This is a genomic window from Streptomyces sp. NBC_00872, assembly GCF_045161915.1.
Taxonomy (GTDB): domain Bacteria; phylum Actinomycetota; class Actinomycetes; order Streptomycetales; family Streptomycetaceae; genus Streptomyces.
This window is the reverse complement of the sequence record NZ_CP108806.1, coordinates 7062226-7078934: the sequence shown is the minus strand read 5'-3', so window position 1 is coordinate 7078934 and position 16709 is coordinate 7062226. Positions and strand designations below refer to the sequence as shown.

Here is a 16709-nt window from a genome sequence, read left to right as displayed (position 1 = left end):
CACGGGAGCGCCGGAGCGCCGGGCCGCCCGGTCACAGCACTAGACGCGGAAATGCCCCACATGGTGCCGACTTCGAGCGGATCCGTACGGTCACACCCCAGGGCCGCACCGCCGGCGGGCCCGGTCCACCGAAGCAGCAATGAGTTTCAGCCACCCCATTGGTTCACTGATTTCCCGATTTGTCGACCTGTACATCTACTGACCTGCGGTTCCGTGGACCGGGCCAACTTCCGTACGCCCGGCGGATGTTGGCATGGAATGACTCGTTCCGGAGGGCGTTCGGCCCTTTGCGCCGGATGGTTCGATTCCGTGCGTATCCGCGCGTGACCCGGGCCACGGCTCGTCCGTTGTCTTCTTTACGAGCCGGGAACAGCCCGGCCCCACGCACCGAGTTCGAGGAGCCACCCGTGCCGCGCATGCTCGACGTCAGCGAGGACGTACGCGCCGAGATCGGCGACGAAGAAGCCGACCGGCTGCTCGCCGGCGAGAACTCCCCGGGAAGCTACGACTGCACCTCCTGCCGGACCCCAGGCGACTCCGAGCAGGAGCGGACCAGCACCGTGCTCTTCGTCGGCGAGGAGACCGCCGTTCTCGCCTTCGCCCACGCCACCTGTATCCCCTCCCAGGTCGTCCAGGTCGCCGAGGAGCAGCTCCAGGGCGCGGTCCGCTCCATCACCGGCGGCGAGCAGCCGGGGAGCTCCCGGCCCGACCCCGGCGCCGGCGGCGGCCAGGCCGTCCTCGGCGTCACCAGCGGGCTGGTGCTGATCGAGGGCGATCTGCACCCCGCCCTGGTCGTCGAGCCCACCGCGCCAATCGCCCGTCCCGGCTCGGACTCCGCCACCGACGAGTTCCTCACGCTCCTGACCGAGCAGGGCTTCCGGCCCGTCTCCGATCTGAACACGCTGCCGGGCGCCCTTCCCGGCTGGTCGGTGCTGCTCGCCATGGGCCAGCTCCACGCCGTGCTCCAGCCGGGCACCGGCGGCGGCAGCCCGGTCGCCTGGTGGCAGGCCCATCAGCCGCTCCAGGTCACCGAGGGCTGGCGTGCCGCGGCCAACAAGTCGCACACCGTACTGGTCTTCGCGGCGCCAGTGGGCTCCATCGGCCAGCAGCCGCGGGAGGATCTGCTGCGGGACGCCCTGGAGAAGGCCGCGGCCAACGGCCGGCTCGTCGCCGCCGCGATGCCCCTGGCCGGCACATGAGCGACGCCTCCAGCACCACTCTCCGGCTGCTGCTCCGGCAGCCGGCGGCGAATTCCCAGGACAGCAGGCCGCATCCGACGGATGAAAGGGTCGTTGGCTCCTATGTGCACTCATACGACCCCTCCCGCCAGCAGTACCAGAGTCAGATCCCGTCCATGCGCCCCGCGCAGGACGTAGTGGACGGGTTCTCCACGACGCCGATCTACGACGCGCTGTACTCGGAGTTCCGCCGGTCCTTCAGGGCACTGCCCGGCGACCGGAGCAATGAGGAGAATCTCGGGTTCACGGCCTTCGGCACCGGGCTGCACGCCGCTCACGGGGGGTACGGGCACACGCCCTACTCGGGCTCCTGGCAGCGCGACCCCCGGCAGCCCGCAGGACGCCATACACCGGCGGCCCTCCCCCCGGGGCCCCGCAGGGGCGTCTGACCGCCGGAAGCGGTGGGGCCCGGCGCGGACGATCCCGCGCCGGGCCCCACCGCTTCCGGCGGTGTCCTTCCCGCTGCCGCTCCCGGCGGCTACTTCTTCCGGCCGCGCTTCTCGCGCACCCGCACGGAGATATGGATCGGGGTCCCCTCGAAACCGAACTCCTCCCGGAGCCGGCGCTCGACGAACCTCCGGTAGCCGTGCTCGATGAAGCCCGAGGCGAAGAGCACGAAACGCGGCGGCTTCGTGCCCGCCTGCGTACCGAACAGGATGCGCGGCTGCTTGCCACCGCGGATCGGATGCGGATGCGCGGCGACCAGCTCACCGAGGAACGCGTTGAGCCGCCCGGTCGGTACGCGCGTCTCCCAGCCGGCGAGCGCCGTCTCGATCGCCGGGACCAGCTTCTCCATGTGCCGGCCGGTGCGCGCCGAGACATTCACCCGGGGCGCCCAGGCGATCTGCGCCAGCTCCGTCTCGATCTCGCGCTCCAGGTAGTAGCGGCGCTCCTCGTCGAGGGTGTCCCACTTGTTGTACGCGACGACCAGGGCGCGGCCCGCCTCGACGGCCATGGTGATGATCCGCTGGTCCTGGACGCTGATCGACTCGCTGGTGTCGATCAGTACGACCGCGACCTCGGCCTTCTCGACGGCGGCGGCGGTACGCAGCGACGCGTAGTAGTCCGCGCCCTCCTGGAGATGGACCCGGCGGCGGATGCCCGCCGTGTCGATGAATTTCCAGACCGTGCCGCCCAGCTCGATCAGCTCGTCGACCGGGTCGCGGGTGGTGCCCGCGACCTCGTTGACGACCACGCGCTCCTGGCCCGCGACCTTGTTCAGCAGGGACGACTTGCCGACATTCGGCCGGCCGATCAGCGCGATACGGCGGGGGCCGCCGACGGTGGTGCCGAAGGTCTGCGCCGGGGCCTCGGGCAGGGCTTCGAGAACCGCGTCGAGCATGTCACCCGTGCCCCGGCCGTGCAGCGAGGAAACCGGGTGGGGCTCACCGAGCCCGAGTGACCAGAGCGCCGTGGCGTCCGGCTCGCCGCTCGGTCCGTCGACCTTGTTGGCGCAGAGCACGACGGGCTTGCCCGCCTTGCGCAGCAGTCGGACAACGGCCTCGTCGGTGTCGGTCGCGCCGACCGTCGAGTCCACCACGAAGACCACCGCGTCGGCGGCCTCGATCGCGTACTCGGCCTGGGCGGCCACGGAGGCGTCGATGCCCAGGACGTCCTGCTCCCAGCCGCCGGTGTCGACGACCTTGAAGCGCCGGCCGGCCCACTCGGCCTCGTAGGTGACCCGGTCGCGGGTGACGCCCGGCTTGTCCTCGACGACCGCCTCACGGCGGCCGATGATCCGGTTCACGAGTGTCGACTTGCCGACGTTGGGGCGGCCGACGACGGCGAGGACGGGCAGGGGGCCGTGACCGGCCTCGCCGATCGCCCCCTCCACCTCCTCGGCCTCGAAGCCCTCCAGCGCGGCCAGCTCCATGAAGTCCGCGTACTCGGCATCGCCAAGCTCTCCGTGCTCGTCGCCGGAGTCGATCTGGTCGTTCATGAAGTCCGTACCTCGTTCATCGTGATCGGTGCGCCGCTCGACGCGGCGCACTACTCAAAAGCCAAGTCTCGCGCACGCCCGGGGCCTGTACCGGCGCCCGGTGGAACCTGGCCACATCGCCCGGTGGCCCGGGGCCCCGGGTTCTAGCGCCCGGTGAGGCGTCTGGCGTGCTCCAGATGGGCGGTCAGCCGCTCCTGGATCCGTACCGTGGCCCCGTCCAGCGCCTTGCGGGTGCGCCGCCCCTCGCTGTCGCCCGCCTCGAAGGCGTCGCCGAAGACGACGTCCACCCGGCTGCGCAGCGGGGGCAGCGCCGGTATCAGCCGGCCCCTGCTCTCCGTACTGCCCAGGACCGCGACCGGCACGATCGGCGCTCCCGACCGTACGGCGAAGTAGGCGAGCCCGGCGCGCAGCGAGGCGAAGTCCCCCTCGCCCCGGGTGCCCTCGGGAAAGATCCCCAGCACCCCGCCGGCCCCGAGCACCCCGAGCGCGTCACCGATCGCGCCGCGGTCGGCGACGGCACGGTCCACCTTCACCTGCCCGATCGACCGCAGAAACGGGTCGAGCGGACCGATGAACGCCTCCTTCTTGACCAGGAAGTGCACCGGGCGGGGCGAGACACCCATCACCATCGGACCGTCGATGTTGTGCGAGTGGTTCACGGCCAGTATCACCGGGCCGCTCCCGGGAACACGCCAGGCGCCCAGCACCCGTGGCTTCCAGAACCCCCGCATCAGCCCGACGCCGATACGGCGGCCGACCTCCGCGCCCTGTGCGGACACCGCGGACACCGTGCTCACTTCGCGGCCCGCTTCTCCTCGACCAGGGCCACGACGGACTCCACGACCTGCTGGAGCGTGAGCTCCGTGGTGTCGACCTCGATCGCGTCGCCTGCCTTCGCGAGCGGGGACGTCTTACGGCTGGAGTCGGCCGCGTCCCGCTTGATCAGCGCGTCCTTGGTGGCGGCGACATCGGTCGCCTCCTTGCCGGTCAGCTCGCCGCTGCGGCGGGCCGCACGCGCCTCGGGGGACGCGGTGAGGAAGATCTTGACATCGGCGTCCGGCAGCACCGTCGTACCGATGTCACGGCCCTCGACCACGATGCCGTTCACCGCGGCGGCGGCGATGGACCGCTGCAGCTCGGTGATGACGGTCCGTACCTCGGGCACCGCGCTGACCGCGCTCACCTTGGAGGTGACGTCCTGGGTACGGATCGGGGCCGAGGCGTCCGTGCCGTCGACCGTGATCGTGGGTCCGGCCGGGTCCGTGCCCGAGACCAGGGCGGGCTTGCCCGCGGCGGTCGCGACGGCCACGGCGTCCGTGACATCGATCCCGTTGCTGATCATCCACCAGGTCATCGCGCGGTACTGCGCGCCGGTGTCCAGATAGCTCAGCCCGAGCCGGGCGGCGACGGCCTTGGAGGTGCTCGACTTGCCCGTGCCCGAGGGCCCGTCGATGGCGACGATCACGGCGGCCGGGGCGGTCCGGGCGGGGGTTGCTCCGATTTCCACGGGGGTCGGACACCTTCCTGGTTCACGGGGTGTTGTGTGCGGGGACGCACAAACGCCCCCGCACAAGGTTACCGAGTACTCAGGACCGCCCACGCACCCGTTCGGCGGGACGCGGAGCCCGGGACCGCGGACCGGTCACTGCCGGATCGACCAGCCGCGTTCCCGCAGGGCCGCGGAGAGCACCGGTGCCGCCGCCGGTTCCACCATGAGCTGGACCAGACCCGCCTGCTGCCCGGTCGCGTGTTCGATACGGACGTCCTCGACGTTGACGCCCGCGCGCCCGGCGTCCGCGAAGATCCGGGCCAGTTCCCCGGGACGGTCGCTGACCAGGACCGCCACGACCTCGTAGGCCGCCGGGGCCGCGCCGTGCTTGCCCGGCACCCGTGCCCGGCCCGCGTTGCCGCGGCGCAGCACGTCCTCGATCCCGGCCGTACCGCCCCGTCGTTTCTCCTCGTCGGAGGACTGGAGCGCGCGCAGCGCCTCGACCGTCTCACCGAGGTCCGCGACCACCCCCGCCAGCACATCGGCGACGGGACCGGGGTTCGCGGAGAGGATCTCGACCCACATCGCGGGGTCGGAGGCCGCGATCCGGGTGACATCGCGGATGCCCTGGCCACAGAGGCGTACGGCCGTCTCGTCGGCCTCCGCCAGCCGGGCGGCGACCATCGACGAGATGAGCTGGGGGGTGTGGGAGACCAGGGCGACCGCCCGGTCGTGCGCGTCGGCGTCCATGACCACGGGCACGGCGCGGCAGAGCGCGACCAGTTCCAGGGCCAGATTGAGCACCTCGGTGTCGGTGTCCCGGGTCGGGGTCAGCACCCAGGGGCGTCCGTCGAAGAGATCGGCGGTCGCGGCCAGCGGACCCGAGCGCTCCTTGCCGGCCATCGGGTGCGTACCGATGTACGAGTCCAGGTCGAGACCGAGCGCCTCCAGCTCACGGCGGGGCCCGCCCTTGACGCTCGCCACGTCCAGATAGCCGCGGGCCACGCCCTCCCGCATGGCCGCGGCGAGCGTGGCCGCGACATGGGCGGGCGGTACGGCGACGATCGCGAGGTCGACGGGTCCCTCGGGCGCCTCGTCCGTCCCCGCGCCGAGCGCGGCGGCGGTACGGGCCCGGGACAGGTCGTGATCGCTGAGATGGACGGTGACGCCCCGGCCGGCCAGGGCCAGCGCGGCCGAGGTGCCGATCAGGCCGGTTCCTATGACGACAGCGGTTCTCACTGGGCGATGTCCTTGCGGAGGGCGGCGGCGGCACCGAGATAGACGTGCGCGATCTCCGACCGGGGAAGGTCGGACTCGATATGGGCGAGGATACGGACGACACGGGGCAGGGCGCCCTCGATGTCCAGTTCCTGGGCACACAGGAGGGGGACGTCGGCCATTCCGAGCCCGCGGGCGGCGGCTGCCGGGAAGTCGCTGTGCAGATCGGGGGTGGCGGTGAACCAGATACTGATCAGATCGTCCGCGGTGAGCGCGTTGCGCTCCAGTATCGCCGTGAGCAGCAACCTGACCTGGGCGTCCATATGTCCGGGCTCGTCCCGCTCCAGCTGGACGGCCCCGCAGACCGCTCGTACCGCCACGGTGTTCTCCTCGTTCCGCACTGCGCCCGGACGCTGTCGCTGTCCGGTGGGCAGTGCCCGGTCGGTCGGGTGGTGCCCGGTCGGTGTCCGGGCCGCTCAGCTCAGCGTAGACAGCCCGGGGACGCCCGGCCCGCGGTGCCGTCCCCGTACGCCGTCTCCGTACGCCGCCCCCGTACGCTCTCGCGCATGACACCCGAAGTCCTGGTCCGTGACCACACCGTCTACTCCTGTGTCATGGGCTCGCGCGCCTTCGGGCTCGCGACGGAGGAGAGCGATACGGACCGGCGGGGTGTCTTCGTCGCGCCGGCCCCGCTGTACTGGCGTTTCGAGAAGCCGCCGGCCCATGTGGAGGGGCCGGCCCCCGAGCAGTTCTCCTGGGAGCTGGAGCGCTTCTGCGCGCTCGCGCTGCGCACCAACCCCAATGTCCTGGAGTGTCTGCACTCCCCGCTCGTCGAGCGGCTCGACGACACGGGCCGTGAACTCCTCTCGCTGCGCGACGCGTTCCTGTCCCGCCACGCGCACGAGACCTTCGTACGGTACGCCGCGGGCCAGCGCAGAAAGCTGGAAGCGGACGTCCGTCTGCACGGCGCCCCGCGCTGGAAGCACGCCATGCATCTGCTGCGGCTGCTCGCGAGCTGCCGGGATCTGCTCCGTACGGGCACGCTGGACATCGACGTCGGCGCGGACCGGGAGTCGCTGCTGGCGGTCAAGCGGGGCGAGGTCCCCTGGCCGGAGGTGGAGCGCAGGATGACCCGGCTGGCCGACGAGGCCGACAGGGCGGCCGAGCGCTCGCCGCTGCCGCCGGAGCCGGACCACGCCCGTGTCGAGGACTTCCTGATCCGTACCCGCCGCGCCTCAGCGCTCCAGCCGGACACGGACGACCAGCTGGTGCAGCGCCTCGTACCCGGCGGGCGCGTCGGGGAGGGCCGTGGCTGACCGCGCCTCCTCCAGCACCGCGCCCAGCGCCTCCGCGTCCGCCCGCAGCCGCTCCGTCCCGGGCCCGCCGACGGCCCGTCCGTGCTCCGCCCCCGCCTTCGCCGCGATCAGCTCCGGCAGATAGCCGGGCGCCGCCACCTCGCCCAGCAGGGTGGGCAGATGCGCCTGGATCCCGCCGCCGCGCATGAGATGGATGCCGGTGAGCAGCGCGCGGAAGGTGTAGAGCAGGGGCTTGAGTTCACCGGTCTTCTCGAAGAGCCGCCACTGGGTCCGCGCGAAGCCCTGGTAGTGGTGGGCGTGATGCCCGGTCAGCACACCGGGGGCGAGCGCGATCAGCTCCCGGTGCGCCTCGCTCGTGCGCACGACCAGCGGCGAGAGGAGCTGCTCCAGCACATAACCGTTGCGCCGCAGCATCAGCAGGGCGAACTTGCGCAGATCGTGGGTGACGAGATCCATCTCCGTACCGTCCCGGTCCGCCGTCCAGGACCGGGTCTCGGCCGGCTCGTGGAGCCCGGTGAGCGCGGCGGCCGACAGCAGATGGACACCGCGCAGGTCCACATCGGAGTCCCGGCTCGGGAATCCGTAGAGATGCGCCCCGGAGACGGTGACGAACAGCAGCGGATCGCTCTCCTCCGCGAGGACCGGGCCGAGGTCGGTGACCGGCAGTCCGGCCGCGCGGAGGCGGTCTTCGGCGGTTCTTCCGTCCGCGGTTCTTCCGTCCGCGGTTCTTCCGTCCCCGGTTCTTCCGTCGGGGACCGCTTCGTCCGTACGCATGGATCAAGAGTCCCAGAGGGCTCCGAGCGACATCAGATCGCTCCGGTACTCGATCCGCTCGGCCCACTCCTTGGGCCAGGCCCCCGCGCCGAGGTGCGCCCCGGCGAACGCGCCCGTCAGACAGGCGATGGAGTCCGAGTCGCCCCGGGTGCAGGCGGCCCGGCGCAGGGCGGTGACGGGGTCGGCGGGGAAGAGCAGGAAGCAGAGCAGACCGGTGGCGAGGGCCTCCTCCGCGATCCAGCCGTCCCCGGTCGCCAGACACGGGTCGGTCTCCGGCGAGGGTGTGCGCAGGGCGAGCTGGACCCGCTCCAGGGCCTCCAGACACTCGTCCCAGCCGCGCGCGATGAAGGACTCGGGCGTGGAATCGTGCGAGCGCGTCCAGAGGTCGCCGAGCCAGCGGTGGTAGTAGCGCTCCCGGTTCTCGTACGCGTACGAGCGCAACTGCCCCACCAGCCCGACCGGTTCGCCGCCCCGGGCCAGCAGATACACCGCGCGGGCGGTGAGGTCCGAGGCGGCGAGCGCCGTCGGATGCCCATGGGTGAGCGCCGACTGCAACTGCGCGGCGCCCGCCCGCTGTTCGTCGCTGAGTCCGGGTACGAGCCCGATCGGCGCCACCCGCATATTGGCGCCGCACCCCTTGGAGCCGATCTGGCTGGCGCTCTGCCAGGGCCGGTCGCTGTCGAGGAGCGCGCACGCCCTCAGACAGGTGCGGCCGGGGGCGCGGTTGTTGTCCGGTGAGTGGTACCAGTCGACGAACTCGTCCCGCACCGGGCGCTCCAGCCGGACGGGACCGAGCACGCCCCGGTCCATCGCCGTCCGGATGCCCCGGGCGAACGCGAGCGTCATCTGGGTGTCGTCCGTGACGATCGCGGGCCGCGGCAGGGGCATCTCCCGCCAGGGGCCGCACTTGGCCAGGATCGACGGCACATCGTTGAACTCGGTCGGGAAGCCGAGGGCGTCACCGAGCGCGAGCCCGATCAGCGAGCCCGTCGCGGCCTGTTTGGTGAGGGTCCTCGCGATGATCATACGGTCCGTCCTTCCTGTCGATCCGGTCGCAGCAGAGGTGGATGCAGCGTGGTGGCGGCGCCCGCGCGATACAGCGCGGCCGGTTTCCCCCGGCCTCCGGTCCTGCGCGGCGGACGGTCCAGCGCCTGGACGAAGCCGGGCGTGGTGAGCACCTTGCGCCGGAAGTTGGGAGGGTCGAGTTCCACGCCCCAGACGGTCTCGTACACCTGTCGCAGCTCGCCGAGCGTGAACTCGGCCGGACAGAAGGCCGTGGCGAGACAGGTGTATTCGAGCTTGGCGCCGACACGGTCGTAGGCGTCGGCGAGGATGTGCTCGTGGTCGAAGGCCAGCGGCCCGTTGGCGCCGAACTCCACCCACCGGGCGCGGGCGGCGTCCCCGCCGCCCCTCGGCTCCGGCAGATCGGGCACGAGCGCCGCGTACGCCACGGAGACGACCCGCATCCTCGGGTCGCGGTCCGGGTCGCTGTACGTACGGAGCTGCTCCAGATGGAAGGCGCCCGCGGTCTCCGCCGACAGGCCGGTCTCCTCCGCGAGTTCACGGCGGGCGGCCTGCCCGGCGGACTCCCTCGGCAGGACGAAGCCGCCCGGCAGCGCCCAGGCGCCCAGATAGGGCTCCTGGCCGCGCTCGACGAGCAGGACGTGCAGCCGGCCCTCGCGGACGGTGAAGACGGCGAGGTCGACGGTGACCGCGAACGGCTCGAAGGCGGAGGGGTCGTAGTCCTCGGGCACCCGCGCCCGCGCCCGCCCGGCGGCCGGGGCGCCGGTCCCCCGGGCGCTCACCGCCGCTCCGGAAGCGGCGGGGCGAAGTCCCAGCCCCGGGCGAGCAGCGCGTCGACGGCGGCGACCGAGGCGCCGAGCCGCTCCTCGCGCGATCCGCTCACCCGGATGAACTGCCTTCCGGTACGGGCGAGTTCCGCCCCGAACCGGGCCGTCATCCAGGGCCGCAGCTCCTCCCCGTCGCGCAGTCCGTCGTCCTCGAAGGCGACACCCTCGTGGTCGGTGAGCAGCCAGAGATGATGGGTGTTCCGTTCCGCGATCTCCGCGGTCCGGGGATCATGTCCGCCCAGATACCGTTCGTGCCAGACGGTGGTGGCGAAGGAGTCCGTGTCGCAGAAGAGCACGGGAGACCCCGCCCGCGCCGCCGTGTCCTCCAGTTCGTTCTGCCGCTGGGCGATCAGCGGGAACTCCTCCGCGGTGAACTCGACGTCCTCCCAGCGCGCCCGCGGCCACCGGGCGCGCAGGGCGGCCAGCTTCCGTTCGCTGAACTCCCGCCCGTACTCGGGCACGCACCGGGTCCGCGCCCACACCCCGCCGCGCCGCCGGTAGTGCTCGGCCAGTGCCAGCGCCAGGGTGGTGGTGCCGGTGGACTCGGCGCCGAGCACCACGACACGGCGGGTCAGCGCCGCGCGTACGGGCGGTGCGAGCAAGTCCCAGCAGCCGACGGGGTCCTTGCGCACGGCGGTGCCGGAGACCGGGAAGACCGTACGGTCCTGGTCGACGAGGACGGACTCGGCGCCGAACCGCCGCCCCAGTTCCCCGCCGTAGGTCTCCGAGCTGAAGACGGCGTCGACCGGCTCGGGCACGGCCCCGCGGAAGACGGCCATATGGGCGTCCCAGACGGCGGGGTCGGCCAGATCCACGGGGATGTCGTCGACCGCGCCCACGACCCGTATGTCCGGCTCCGGGTGGACCTCGCGCATCCAGCGGACACGGTCGGCCAGCGGTACGGACTCCACCGAGGAGGCGCAGACCAGCACGGTCAGCCGGGCGCAGCGGTCCCGCGCGGTCCGTACGAGATGGTGGTGGCCGGCGTGCGGCGGATAGAACTTGCCGAGCACCAGGCCGTGTGCGAAGTCGCTCATAGCGCGGTCGCCTCCGCCGTCGGCCGGGGCGGACCCCCGGTGAGGTCCCTGGACCAGTTGCGCAGCCCCGCCACGCACAGGGCCAGGAAGCCGAGATAGAGCAGCGAGGTCAGATAGAGGTCCTTGTGCGCGTAGAGCGGGATGTACACGAGGTCCGCCGCGATCCACAGCCACCACGACTCCAGCCGCTTGCGGCACTGTCCGTAGGTCGCCATCAGGGAGAGCGCCGTGGTCAGGGCGTCCCAGAAGGGCACGGTCGAGTCCGTGGCCCGGCCGAGGAGCAGCGTCAGTCCGAGTGTCCCCACCGCCCCCGCCGCGAGCAGCCGGTTCCATTCGGTGCGGGTCGTACGCCGCACCGGCAGGGACGAGCCTGGTCCACCCCCGTGGGTCCAGGTCCACCAGCCGTACGCGGCGAGGGTGATGAAGACGACCTGCAGCCCCGCGTCGGCGTACAGGCCCGCCTGGGTGAACAGCAGGATGAAGAAGACGTTGTTGGCGATTCCTATCGGCCAGTTGGCGAGGTGCTGGCGGGCCACGAGCCAGACGCAGAGCGCGCCGCTGCCGAAGCCGAGCACCTCGGTCCAGCTCACCGGGGTGTCCAGGACGGTCAGCAGCGGACGCTGCAAGGGATCGAGGAAGTCCGCGAGACTCACACCCGCCTCCTTAATGGTCATACTGACTATAAAGTGAACGGGCTTGCTCCACAAGGGAAAAGCCCGCGGCCGACGGCCACGGGCTCTTTCTTCCTGCTTGCTGCTCGCTGCTTCCCGGGTACGGCGGGCATCGCCGCGTACCGCCTGGGGCTACAACCCCACTTCCTTCATCAGCATGCCGACCTCGGTGTTGGTGAGACGCCGCAGCCAGCCGGACTTCTGGTCGCCCAGCGGGATCGGGCCGAAGGACGTCCGTACGAGCCGGTCCACCGGGAACCCGGCCTCGGAGAGCATCCGCCGGACGATGTGCTTGCGGCCCTCGTGGAGGGTGACCTCCACCAGATAGTTCTTCCCGGTGTTCTCGACGACACGGAAGTGGTCGGCCTTGGCGTAGCCGTCCTCCAGCTGGATGCCGTCCTTGAGCCGCTTGCCCAGATCGCGCGGCAGCGGGCCCTGGATCGCGGCCAGATAGATCTTCTTGACGCCGTACTTGGGGTGGGTCAGACGGTGGGCCAGCTCACCGTGGTTGGTGAGCAGGATGATGCCCTCGGTCTCCGTGTCGAGCCGGCCGACGTGGAAGAGCCGGGTCTCGCGGTTGGTGACGTAGTCGCCGAGGGACTGGCGGCCGTCCGGGTCCTCCATCGTGGAGACGACCCCGGCCGGCTTGTTCAGCGCGAAGAAGAGATACGACTGGGTGGCGACGGTCAGCCCGTCGACCTTGATCTCGTCCTTCTCCGGATCGACGCGCATGCCCTGCTCGACGACGATCTCGCCGTTGACCTCGACCCGGGCCTGCTCGATCAGCTCCTCGCAGGCGCGGCGCGAGCCCATGCCGGCGCGGGCGAGGACCTTCTGGAGCCGCTCGCCCTCCTGCTCGGCGCCGGACGTCCTGGGGGTCTTGACCGAGGGCCGCTCCGCGTACCGGTCGCGGTTGCGCTGCTCGATCTTGGCGTCCAGCTCACGGGGGCGGGCCGCGGCGCCCCGGCGCGGGCCGCCACGGCCGCCGCCGCTCTGCGCGGGCCTGGGACCGCCCTTGGCGCCGCCACGGGCCGCCGCGCCCCGGGCACCGCCGCCCTGACGGGAGCCGCCGCCGGTGGCACCGTCCGTCTCACCGGAGCGGCCGGAACCACCGGAGCCACCGGAACGGCGCGCGCCGCCGGGCGCACCGGACGCGCCGGAACCGCCGGTCGGACCCGAGCGGCCGACGTCGTAACGGCGCTCCTCGGGACGCGGGCGGGACGGCCGCTTCTGCTGGTCGTCCCGGCCACCGCCGCCGGCGCTCCGGCCGCTGCCGGCACCCCGGCCGCCCCGGTCGTCCCGGCTGTTCCGGTTGCCGCCGCCGCTCCCGCCTCCGCTGTTCCTGTTGCCGCTGCCGCTGTTCCTGCCACTGCTTCGCATCAAAGTTCCGTCTTGTCGTCTGCGTCGGTATCCGGTGCGTCCGGATCGAACGACGGAACACCTTCCTGGCTCTCGGCCTCGATCGCGTCCGCCTCGGGGAGGAAGGGCGCGAGTTCCGGAAGTTCGTCCAGGCCCCGCAGGCCCATCCGCTCCAAAAAGTAGTTCGTCGTCCTGTACAGGATCGCACCTGTTTCGGGTTCCGCGCCCGCCTCCTCGACCAGCCCGCGCTGGAGCAGCGTGCGCATGACGCCGTCGCAGTTGACTCCCCGTACCGCGGAGACCCTGGACCGGCTCACGGGCTGGCGGTACGCGACGACCGCGAGGGTCTCCAGCGCGGCCTGGGTGAGCCGGGCCTGCTGGCCGTCGAGCACGAAGCCCTCGACGGCCTCCGCGTACTCGGGCCGGGTGTAGAAACGCCAGCCGCCCGCGATCAGCCGCAGTTCGAAGCCGCGGCGCTGGACGGTGTACTCGTCGGCGAGCTCCCGCAGGGCGTCGGCGACGGCCCGCCGGGGGCGGTCGAGGACCTTGGCGAGATGCTCCTCGGTGGCGGGCTCGTCGACCACCATGAGGACCGCCTCCAGGGCGGGCTTGAGATCCAGTTCCGCGACGGTACGTGACTGCTGCTCGCTCACACCTTCTCCTCGCTGTCCTCGGCGCTGTCCTCGGCGGTGTCGCCGCCCTCCGCGGCACGGTGCTCCTCGGCACGGTCCTCGGCCGTGCGGTCGAACTCGTCGGTCACGGCCGGCTCCGCGTCGCCGTCCCCGCCCGTCCAGCGGACCATGAGCCGGCCGAGAGCCTCCTCCTGGTCCAGGGAGACCGCCCGCTCCCGGTACAGCTCCAGCAGGGCCAGGAACCGCGCCACGACGGTGAGGGTGTCGGCGGCGTCCTCGGTGAGCGACTGGAAGCTGGCCTCCCCGCGCTCCCGCAGCAGCGCGACGACGATCCCCGCCTGCTCCCGTACGGAGACCAGCGGCGCGTGGATGTGGTCGACGTACACCCGCGGCTCGGGCTTGGGCTGCATCGCCTTCACGGCGAGCGCGGCGAAACCCTCGGGCCCGATCCTGATCACGACCTCGGGGAGCAGCGCGGCGTGGTGGGGCTCCAGTCCGACGGTACGGGGATAGCGCCGGGCCTCGGCGTCCAGCCGCCCGCTGAGGATCTCGGCGACCTGCTTGTACGCGCGGTACTGGAGCAGCCGGGCGAAGAGCAGGTCCCGTGCCTCCAGCAGGGCGAGATCCGCCTCGTCCTCGATCTCGGCGGTGGGCAGCAGCCGGGCCGCCTTCAGATCCAGCAGCGTGGCGGCGACCACGAGGAACTCGGTGGTCTGGTCCAGGTCCCAGTCGGGGCCCATGGCCCGGATGTGCGCCATGAACTCGTCGGTCACCCTGGACAGCGCGACCTCGGTCACATCCATCTTGTGCTTCGAGATGAGCTGCAACAGCAGATCGAACGGCCCCTCGAAGTTCGACAGCCGTACGGTGAACCGCCCGTCGTCATCGGCGGGCCCGGCGTCGGGCCCGGCATCCGGCCCGCGGGCGTCCGGTGTCCCGGCGCCCGGCACTCCGGGCGGGGCGGGGTGTGACACGTCGGCGGCGGACTCGGGTACGGGCTCCGCAGGCGCTGGTGCGGCCTCCGCGGACTCGGGTACGGGCTCCGCAGGCGCGGGCGCGGCCTCCGCGGACTCGGGTGCGGGCTCCGCAGGCGCGGGCGCGGACCCAGGGCTCTCCTCAGGGGGCGCGAGGGGCCCGGCGCTCTCCTCGGGGGCCGCCGGCGCGGGGGACGGCACGCCAGGGCCACGGCCCAGCGGGCGGCGGGCGGAAGGGGAGGGCGGGGGCATCGGGGTCCTGGGGGCGGGGAGCGGGGGTACTGCCCGCGCAGGCTACCCTCAGCGCCCGCGCAGGCGCCGTACGAGGATGCTCGCGTCGCCGCGTGATTCGAGGTCGGCGAGGACCACCGCGACCGCCTCGCGGACGATCCGCCCGCGGTCCACGGCGAGGCCGTGCTCACCGCGCAGTACGAGCCGCGCGTGCTCCAGGTCCATCAGTTCCTCGGCCGAGACATAGACCGTGATCTTCTCGTCGTGCCGCTCGCGCCCGCTGGGGCGGCGGTTGGCGCCCCGCCCCCGGCGGCGCTGCTGGCCGCCGGACGGCGCGGGTCCCGGTCCGCCGGTCTCCTGCGTCCGGCGTCCCTTCACGGCGTTGGCCGCCTGCTCCGCGCCCGCCGTACGGCTCCTGGGCGCTTCCGCGGAGTCCGTGCCGGCGGCGGAGTGCTCGTCAACGGGGGCCGGCGCGGACGCGGCCGACGCGGTCTGGCCCGGTACCCCCGGCTCGCCCGCCGGGTCGCTCTCCCCGGCCGGCGCCGGCACCCGCGGCTCGCCGTTGGCGTTCCGGCGCCGCTCCGCGGGCGAGGAGGACTGGAGCGCCGTCCCCCCGGTCGTACGGAACAGCTCGTCGGCCCCGGGCAGACTCACTCGGCGTGACACCGGGCGAGCACCTCCCTGGCGAGCTGGCGATACGCGGCGGCGCCCACGGAGTTCGAGGCGTACGTCGTGATGGGCTCACCGGCGACCGTGGTCTCCGGGAAGCGCACGGTCCGCCCGATCACCGTGTGGTACACGTGGTCGTCGAAGGCCTCGACCACCCGCGCGAGGACCTCGCGGCTGTGCACCGTACGGGAGTCGTACATCGTGGCGAGGATGCCGTCCAGCTCCAGTTCCGGGTTGAGCCGCTCCTGGACCTTCTCGATCGTCTCGGTCAGCAGGGCCACCCCGCGCAGCGCGAAGAACTCGCACTCCAGCGGCACGATCACCTTGTGCGCGGCCGTCAGCGCGTTCACGGTCAGCAGACCGAGCGAGGGCTGGCAGTCGATCACGATGTAGTCGTAGTCCTGCATCAGCGGCTTCAGCGCCCGCTGGAGCGTGGACTCGCGCGCGACCTCGCTGACGAGCTGCACCTCGGCGGCCGAGAGGTCGATGTTGCTGGGCAGCAGATCCATGTTGGGCACGGCGGTCTTCAGGAGGACCTCGTCGGCCGCCATGCCCCGCTCCATGAGCAGGTTGTAGACGGTGAGGTCCAGCTCCATCGGATTCACGCCGAGACCGACCGACAGGGCTCCCTGCGGGTCGAAGTCGACGAGCAGCACACGCCGGCCGTACTCCGCCAGCGCGGCGCCGAGGTTGATGGTGGACGTCGTCTTGCCGACGCCGCCCTTCTGGTTGCACATCGCGATGATCTTCGCGGGCCCGTGGTCGGTCAGCGGGCCCGGAATCGGGAAGTACGGCAGGGGACGCCCGGTCGGGCCGATCCGCTCACGGCGCTGGCGTGCGGCGTCGGGGGCGAGAGTGGCCGCGTACTCGGGATCCGGCTCGTACTCGGCGTCGGGGTCGTAGAAGTGCCCCTCGGGCACTTCGTCGTAGTCGGCGAATGGAGTGGACTCTCGGCCACCCTCGTTGCCGGCCATGGCGTTCACGTGTTGGCCGTCCATCATCTGGTGGGCTGTCGTCATGTGCTGGTGGGTGGCGAAGGTGCGGACAGCTACGGAGCCGACAGCCTCGAACCCGGACGACGGGCTCTGGCCCCTCACCGGCATTCCTGGTTGACCACCCCCGGGAGTAAATGTCGACTCATTCACAAGTCGTCTTACCTCCTTGGACGGGACCAGGAAACTTATCGATAGGTCAGCGTGGCACCATGCCGACGGTTGGCGACTCTATGGCGTGTCACCGGTCCGCAGCAACACAATCCGCCGGACCCGGCCCGATGTGTCGGCAACGGAACATCCCTCTGTCAAGGGCGCAC

General features: G+C 72.0%; 18 protein-coding genes. 3 read left to right on the top strand and 15 right to left on the bottom strand.

What is annotated here, in order from left to right; translation table 11 throughout:
• Window positions 1-407: 407 nt before the first annotated feature.
• Window positions 408-1199: a hypothetical protein gene (locus OG214_RS30265; protein WP_363086052.1), complete on the top strand. Its 792-nt coding sequence runs from the start codon at window positions 408-410 to the stop codon at window positions 1197-1199.
• Window positions 1196-1627 carry a hypothetical protein gene (locus tag OG214_RS30260; RefSeq protein WP_363086051.1) on the top strand — a complete coding sequence of 144 codons (432 nt, stop codon included), beginning with the start codon at window positions 1196-1198 and terminating at the stop codon, window positions 1625-1627. Before OG214_RS30265 ends, OG214_RS30260 begins: the two co-directional genes overlap by 4 nt.
• An 89-nt stretch (window positions 1628-1716) precedes the next feature.
• Here the strand turns inward: OG214_RS30260 and der are convergent, their stop codons facing one another.
• From der to aroH, 5 genes are all read right to left on the bottom strand, one after another.
• On the bottom strand, window positions 1717-3177 hold the full coding sequence (gene der, locus OG214_RS30255; RefSeq protein WP_382866591.1) for a ribosome biogenesis GTPase Der: 1461 nt from the start codon (window positions 3175-3177) through the stop codon (window positions 1717-1719).
• 143 nt (window positions 3178-3320) lie between these two features.
• On the bottom strand, window positions 3321-3908 hold the full coding sequence (locus OG214_RS30250; RefSeq protein ID WP_405987659.1) for a lysophospholipid acyltransferase family protein: 588 nt from the start codon (window positions 3906-3908) through the stop codon (window positions 3321-3323).
• Window positions 3909-3970: 62 nt separating this feature from the next.
• A complete protein-coding gene (cmk, locus tag OG214_RS30245; protein ID WP_363084796.1) occupies window positions 3971-4684 on the bottom strand; it encodes a (d)CMP kinase in 714 nt (237 codons plus the stop codon).
• A gap of 135 nt (window positions 4685-4819) precedes the next feature.
• On the bottom strand, window positions 4820-5905 hold the full coding sequence (locus tag OG214_RS30240) for a prephenate dehydrogenase (protein WP_363084797.1): 1086 nt from the start codon (window positions 5903-5905) through the stop codon (window positions 4820-4822).
• Window positions 5902-6264: a chorismate mutase gene (gene aroH, locus OG214_RS30235; RefSeq protein WP_405986517.1), complete on the bottom strand. Its 363-nt coding sequence runs from the start codon at window positions 6262-6264 to the stop codon at window positions 5902-5904. Before aroH ends, OG214_RS30240 begins: the two co-directional genes overlap by 4 nt.
• Window positions 6265-6450: 186 nt before the next feature.
• Between aroH and OG214_RS30230 the strand changes: the two genes are divergently transcribed.
• Complete coding sequence (locus OG214_RS30230; RefSeq protein WP_405986516.1) at window positions 6451-7200, top strand: DNA polymerase beta superfamily protein; 750 nt, start codon at window positions 6451-6453, stop codon at window positions 7198-7200.
• Here the strand turns inward: OG214_RS30230 and OG214_RS30225 are convergent.
• From OG214_RS30225 to OG214_RS30180, 10 genes are all read right to left on the bottom strand, one after another.
• On the bottom strand, window positions 7120-7974 hold the full coding sequence (locus OG214_RS30225) for a DNA polymerase beta superfamily protein (protein ID WP_405986515.1): 855 nt from the start codon (window positions 7972-7974) through the stop codon (window positions 7120-7122). The two genes, OG214_RS30230 and OG214_RS30225, sit on opposite strands and share 81 nt — an antisense overlap.
• A gap of 3 nt (window positions 7975-7977) precedes the next feature.
• Window positions 7978-9000: an ADP-ribosylglycohydrolase family protein gene (locus tag OG214_RS30220; RefSeq protein WP_405986514.1), complete on the bottom strand. Its 1023-nt coding sequence runs from the start codon at window positions 8998-9000 to the stop codon at window positions 7978-7980.
• Window positions 8997-9779, bottom strand: a complete 783-nt coding sequence (locus OG214_RS30215; RefSeq protein WP_405986513.1) for an NUDIX hydrolase — start codon at window positions 9777-9779, stop codon at window positions 8997-8999. Before OG214_RS30215 ends, OG214_RS30220 begins: the two co-directional genes overlap by 4 nt.
• Window positions 9776-10861 (bottom strand): AAA family ATPase, encoded by a 1086-nt coding sequence (locus tag OG214_RS30210; protein ID WP_405986512.1) that lies wholly within the window; start codon window positions 10859-10861, stop codon window positions 9776-9778. The genes OG214_RS30215 and OG214_RS30210 overlap by 4 nt, the downstream gene beginning before the upstream one ends.
• The gene (gene pnuC, locus OG214_RS30205; RefSeq protein ID WP_405986511.1) at window positions 10858-11514 is read right to left on the bottom strand and encodes a nicotinamide riboside transporter PnuC; all 657 of its coding nucleotides are present in this window, start codon (window positions 11512-11514) and stop codon (window positions 10858-10860) included. The genes OG214_RS30210 and pnuC overlap by 4 nt, the downstream gene beginning before the upstream one ends.
• Before the next feature lie 150 nt (window positions 11515-11664).
• Window positions 11665-12912: a pseudouridine synthase gene (locus OG214_RS30200; protein WP_405986510.1), complete on the bottom strand. Its 1248-nt coding sequence runs from the start codon at window positions 12910-12912 to the stop codon at window positions 11665-11667.
• On the bottom strand, window positions 12912-13478 hold the full coding sequence (scpB, locus tag OG214_RS30195; protein ID WP_382866600.1) for an SMC-Scp complex subunit ScpB: 567 nt from the start codon (window positions 13476-13478) through the stop codon (window positions 12912-12914). The genes OG214_RS30200 and scpB overlap by 1 nt, the downstream gene beginning before the upstream one ends.
• Window positions 13479-13540: 62 nt before the next feature.
• The gene (locus OG214_RS30190) at window positions 13541-14749 is read right to left on the bottom strand and encodes a segregation and condensation protein A (RefSeq protein ID WP_405986509.1); all 1209 of its coding nucleotides are present in this window, start codon (window positions 14747-14749) and stop codon (window positions 13541-13543) included.
• Window positions 14750-14797: 48 nt separating this feature from the next.
• Window positions 14798-15382, bottom strand: a complete 585-nt coding sequence (locus OG214_RS30185) for a hypothetical protein (protein ID WP_405987658.1) — start codon at window positions 15380-15382, stop codon at window positions 14798-14800.
• Window positions 15379-16500 carry a ParA family protein gene (locus OG214_RS30180; RefSeq protein ID WP_363083530.1) on the bottom strand — a complete coding sequence of 374 codons (1122 nt, stop codon included), beginning with the start codon at window positions 16498-16500 and terminating at the stop codon, window positions 15379-15381. The genes OG214_RS30185 and OG214_RS30180 overlap by 4 nt, the downstream gene beginning before the upstream one ends.
• Window positions 16501-16709 lie beyond the last annotated feature (209 nt).

Excerpts from the sequence above, each read along its gene's own strand:
- scpB (WP_382866600.1), bottom strand. The coding sequence starts at position 13,478 with ATGGTGGTCGACGAGCCCGCCACCGAGGAGCATCTCGCCAAGGTCCTC.
- OG214_RS30210 (WP_405986512.1), bottom strand. The coding sequence starts at position 10,861 with ATGAGCGACTTCGCACACGGCCTGGTGCTCGGCAAGTTCTATCCGCCG.
- OG214_RS30225 (WP_405986515.1), bottom strand. The coding sequence starts at position 7,974 with ATGCGTACGGACGAAGCGGTCCCCGACGGAAGAACCGGGGACGGAAGA.
- OG214_RS30220 (WP_405986514.1), bottom strand. The coding sequence starts at position 9,000 with ATGATCATCGCGAGGACCCTCACCAAACAGGCCGCGACGGGCTCGCTG.
- OG214_RS30230 (WP_405986516.1), top strand. The coding sequence starts at position 6,451 with ATGACACCCGAAGTCCTGGTCCGTGACCACACCGTCTACTCCTGTGTC.
- OG214_RS30200 (WP_405986510.1), bottom strand. The coding sequence starts at position 12,912 with ATGCGAAGCAGTGGCAGGAACAGCGGCAGCGGCAACAGGAACAGCGGA.
- OG214_RS30180 (WP_363083530.1), bottom strand. The coding sequence starts at position 16,500 with ATGCCGGTGAGGGGCCAGAGCCCGTCGTCCGGGTTCGAGGCTGTCGGC.
- OG214_RS30260 (WP_363086051.1), top strand. The coding sequence starts at position 1,196 with ATGAGCGACGCCTCCAGCACCACTCTCCGGCTGCTGCTCCGGCAGCCG.
- der (WP_382866591.1), bottom strand. The coding sequence starts at position 3,177 with ATGAACGACCAGATCGACTCCGGCGACGAGCACGGAGAGCTTGGCGAT.
- OG214_RS30250 (WP_405987659.1), bottom strand. The coding sequence starts at position 3,908 with ATGCGGGGGTTCTGGAAGCCACGGGTGCTGGGCGCCTGGCGTGTTCCC.
- OG214_RS30190 (WP_405986509.1), bottom strand. The coding sequence starts at position 14,749 with ATGCCCCCGCCCTCCCCTTCCGCCCGCCGCCCGCTGGGCCGTGGCCCT.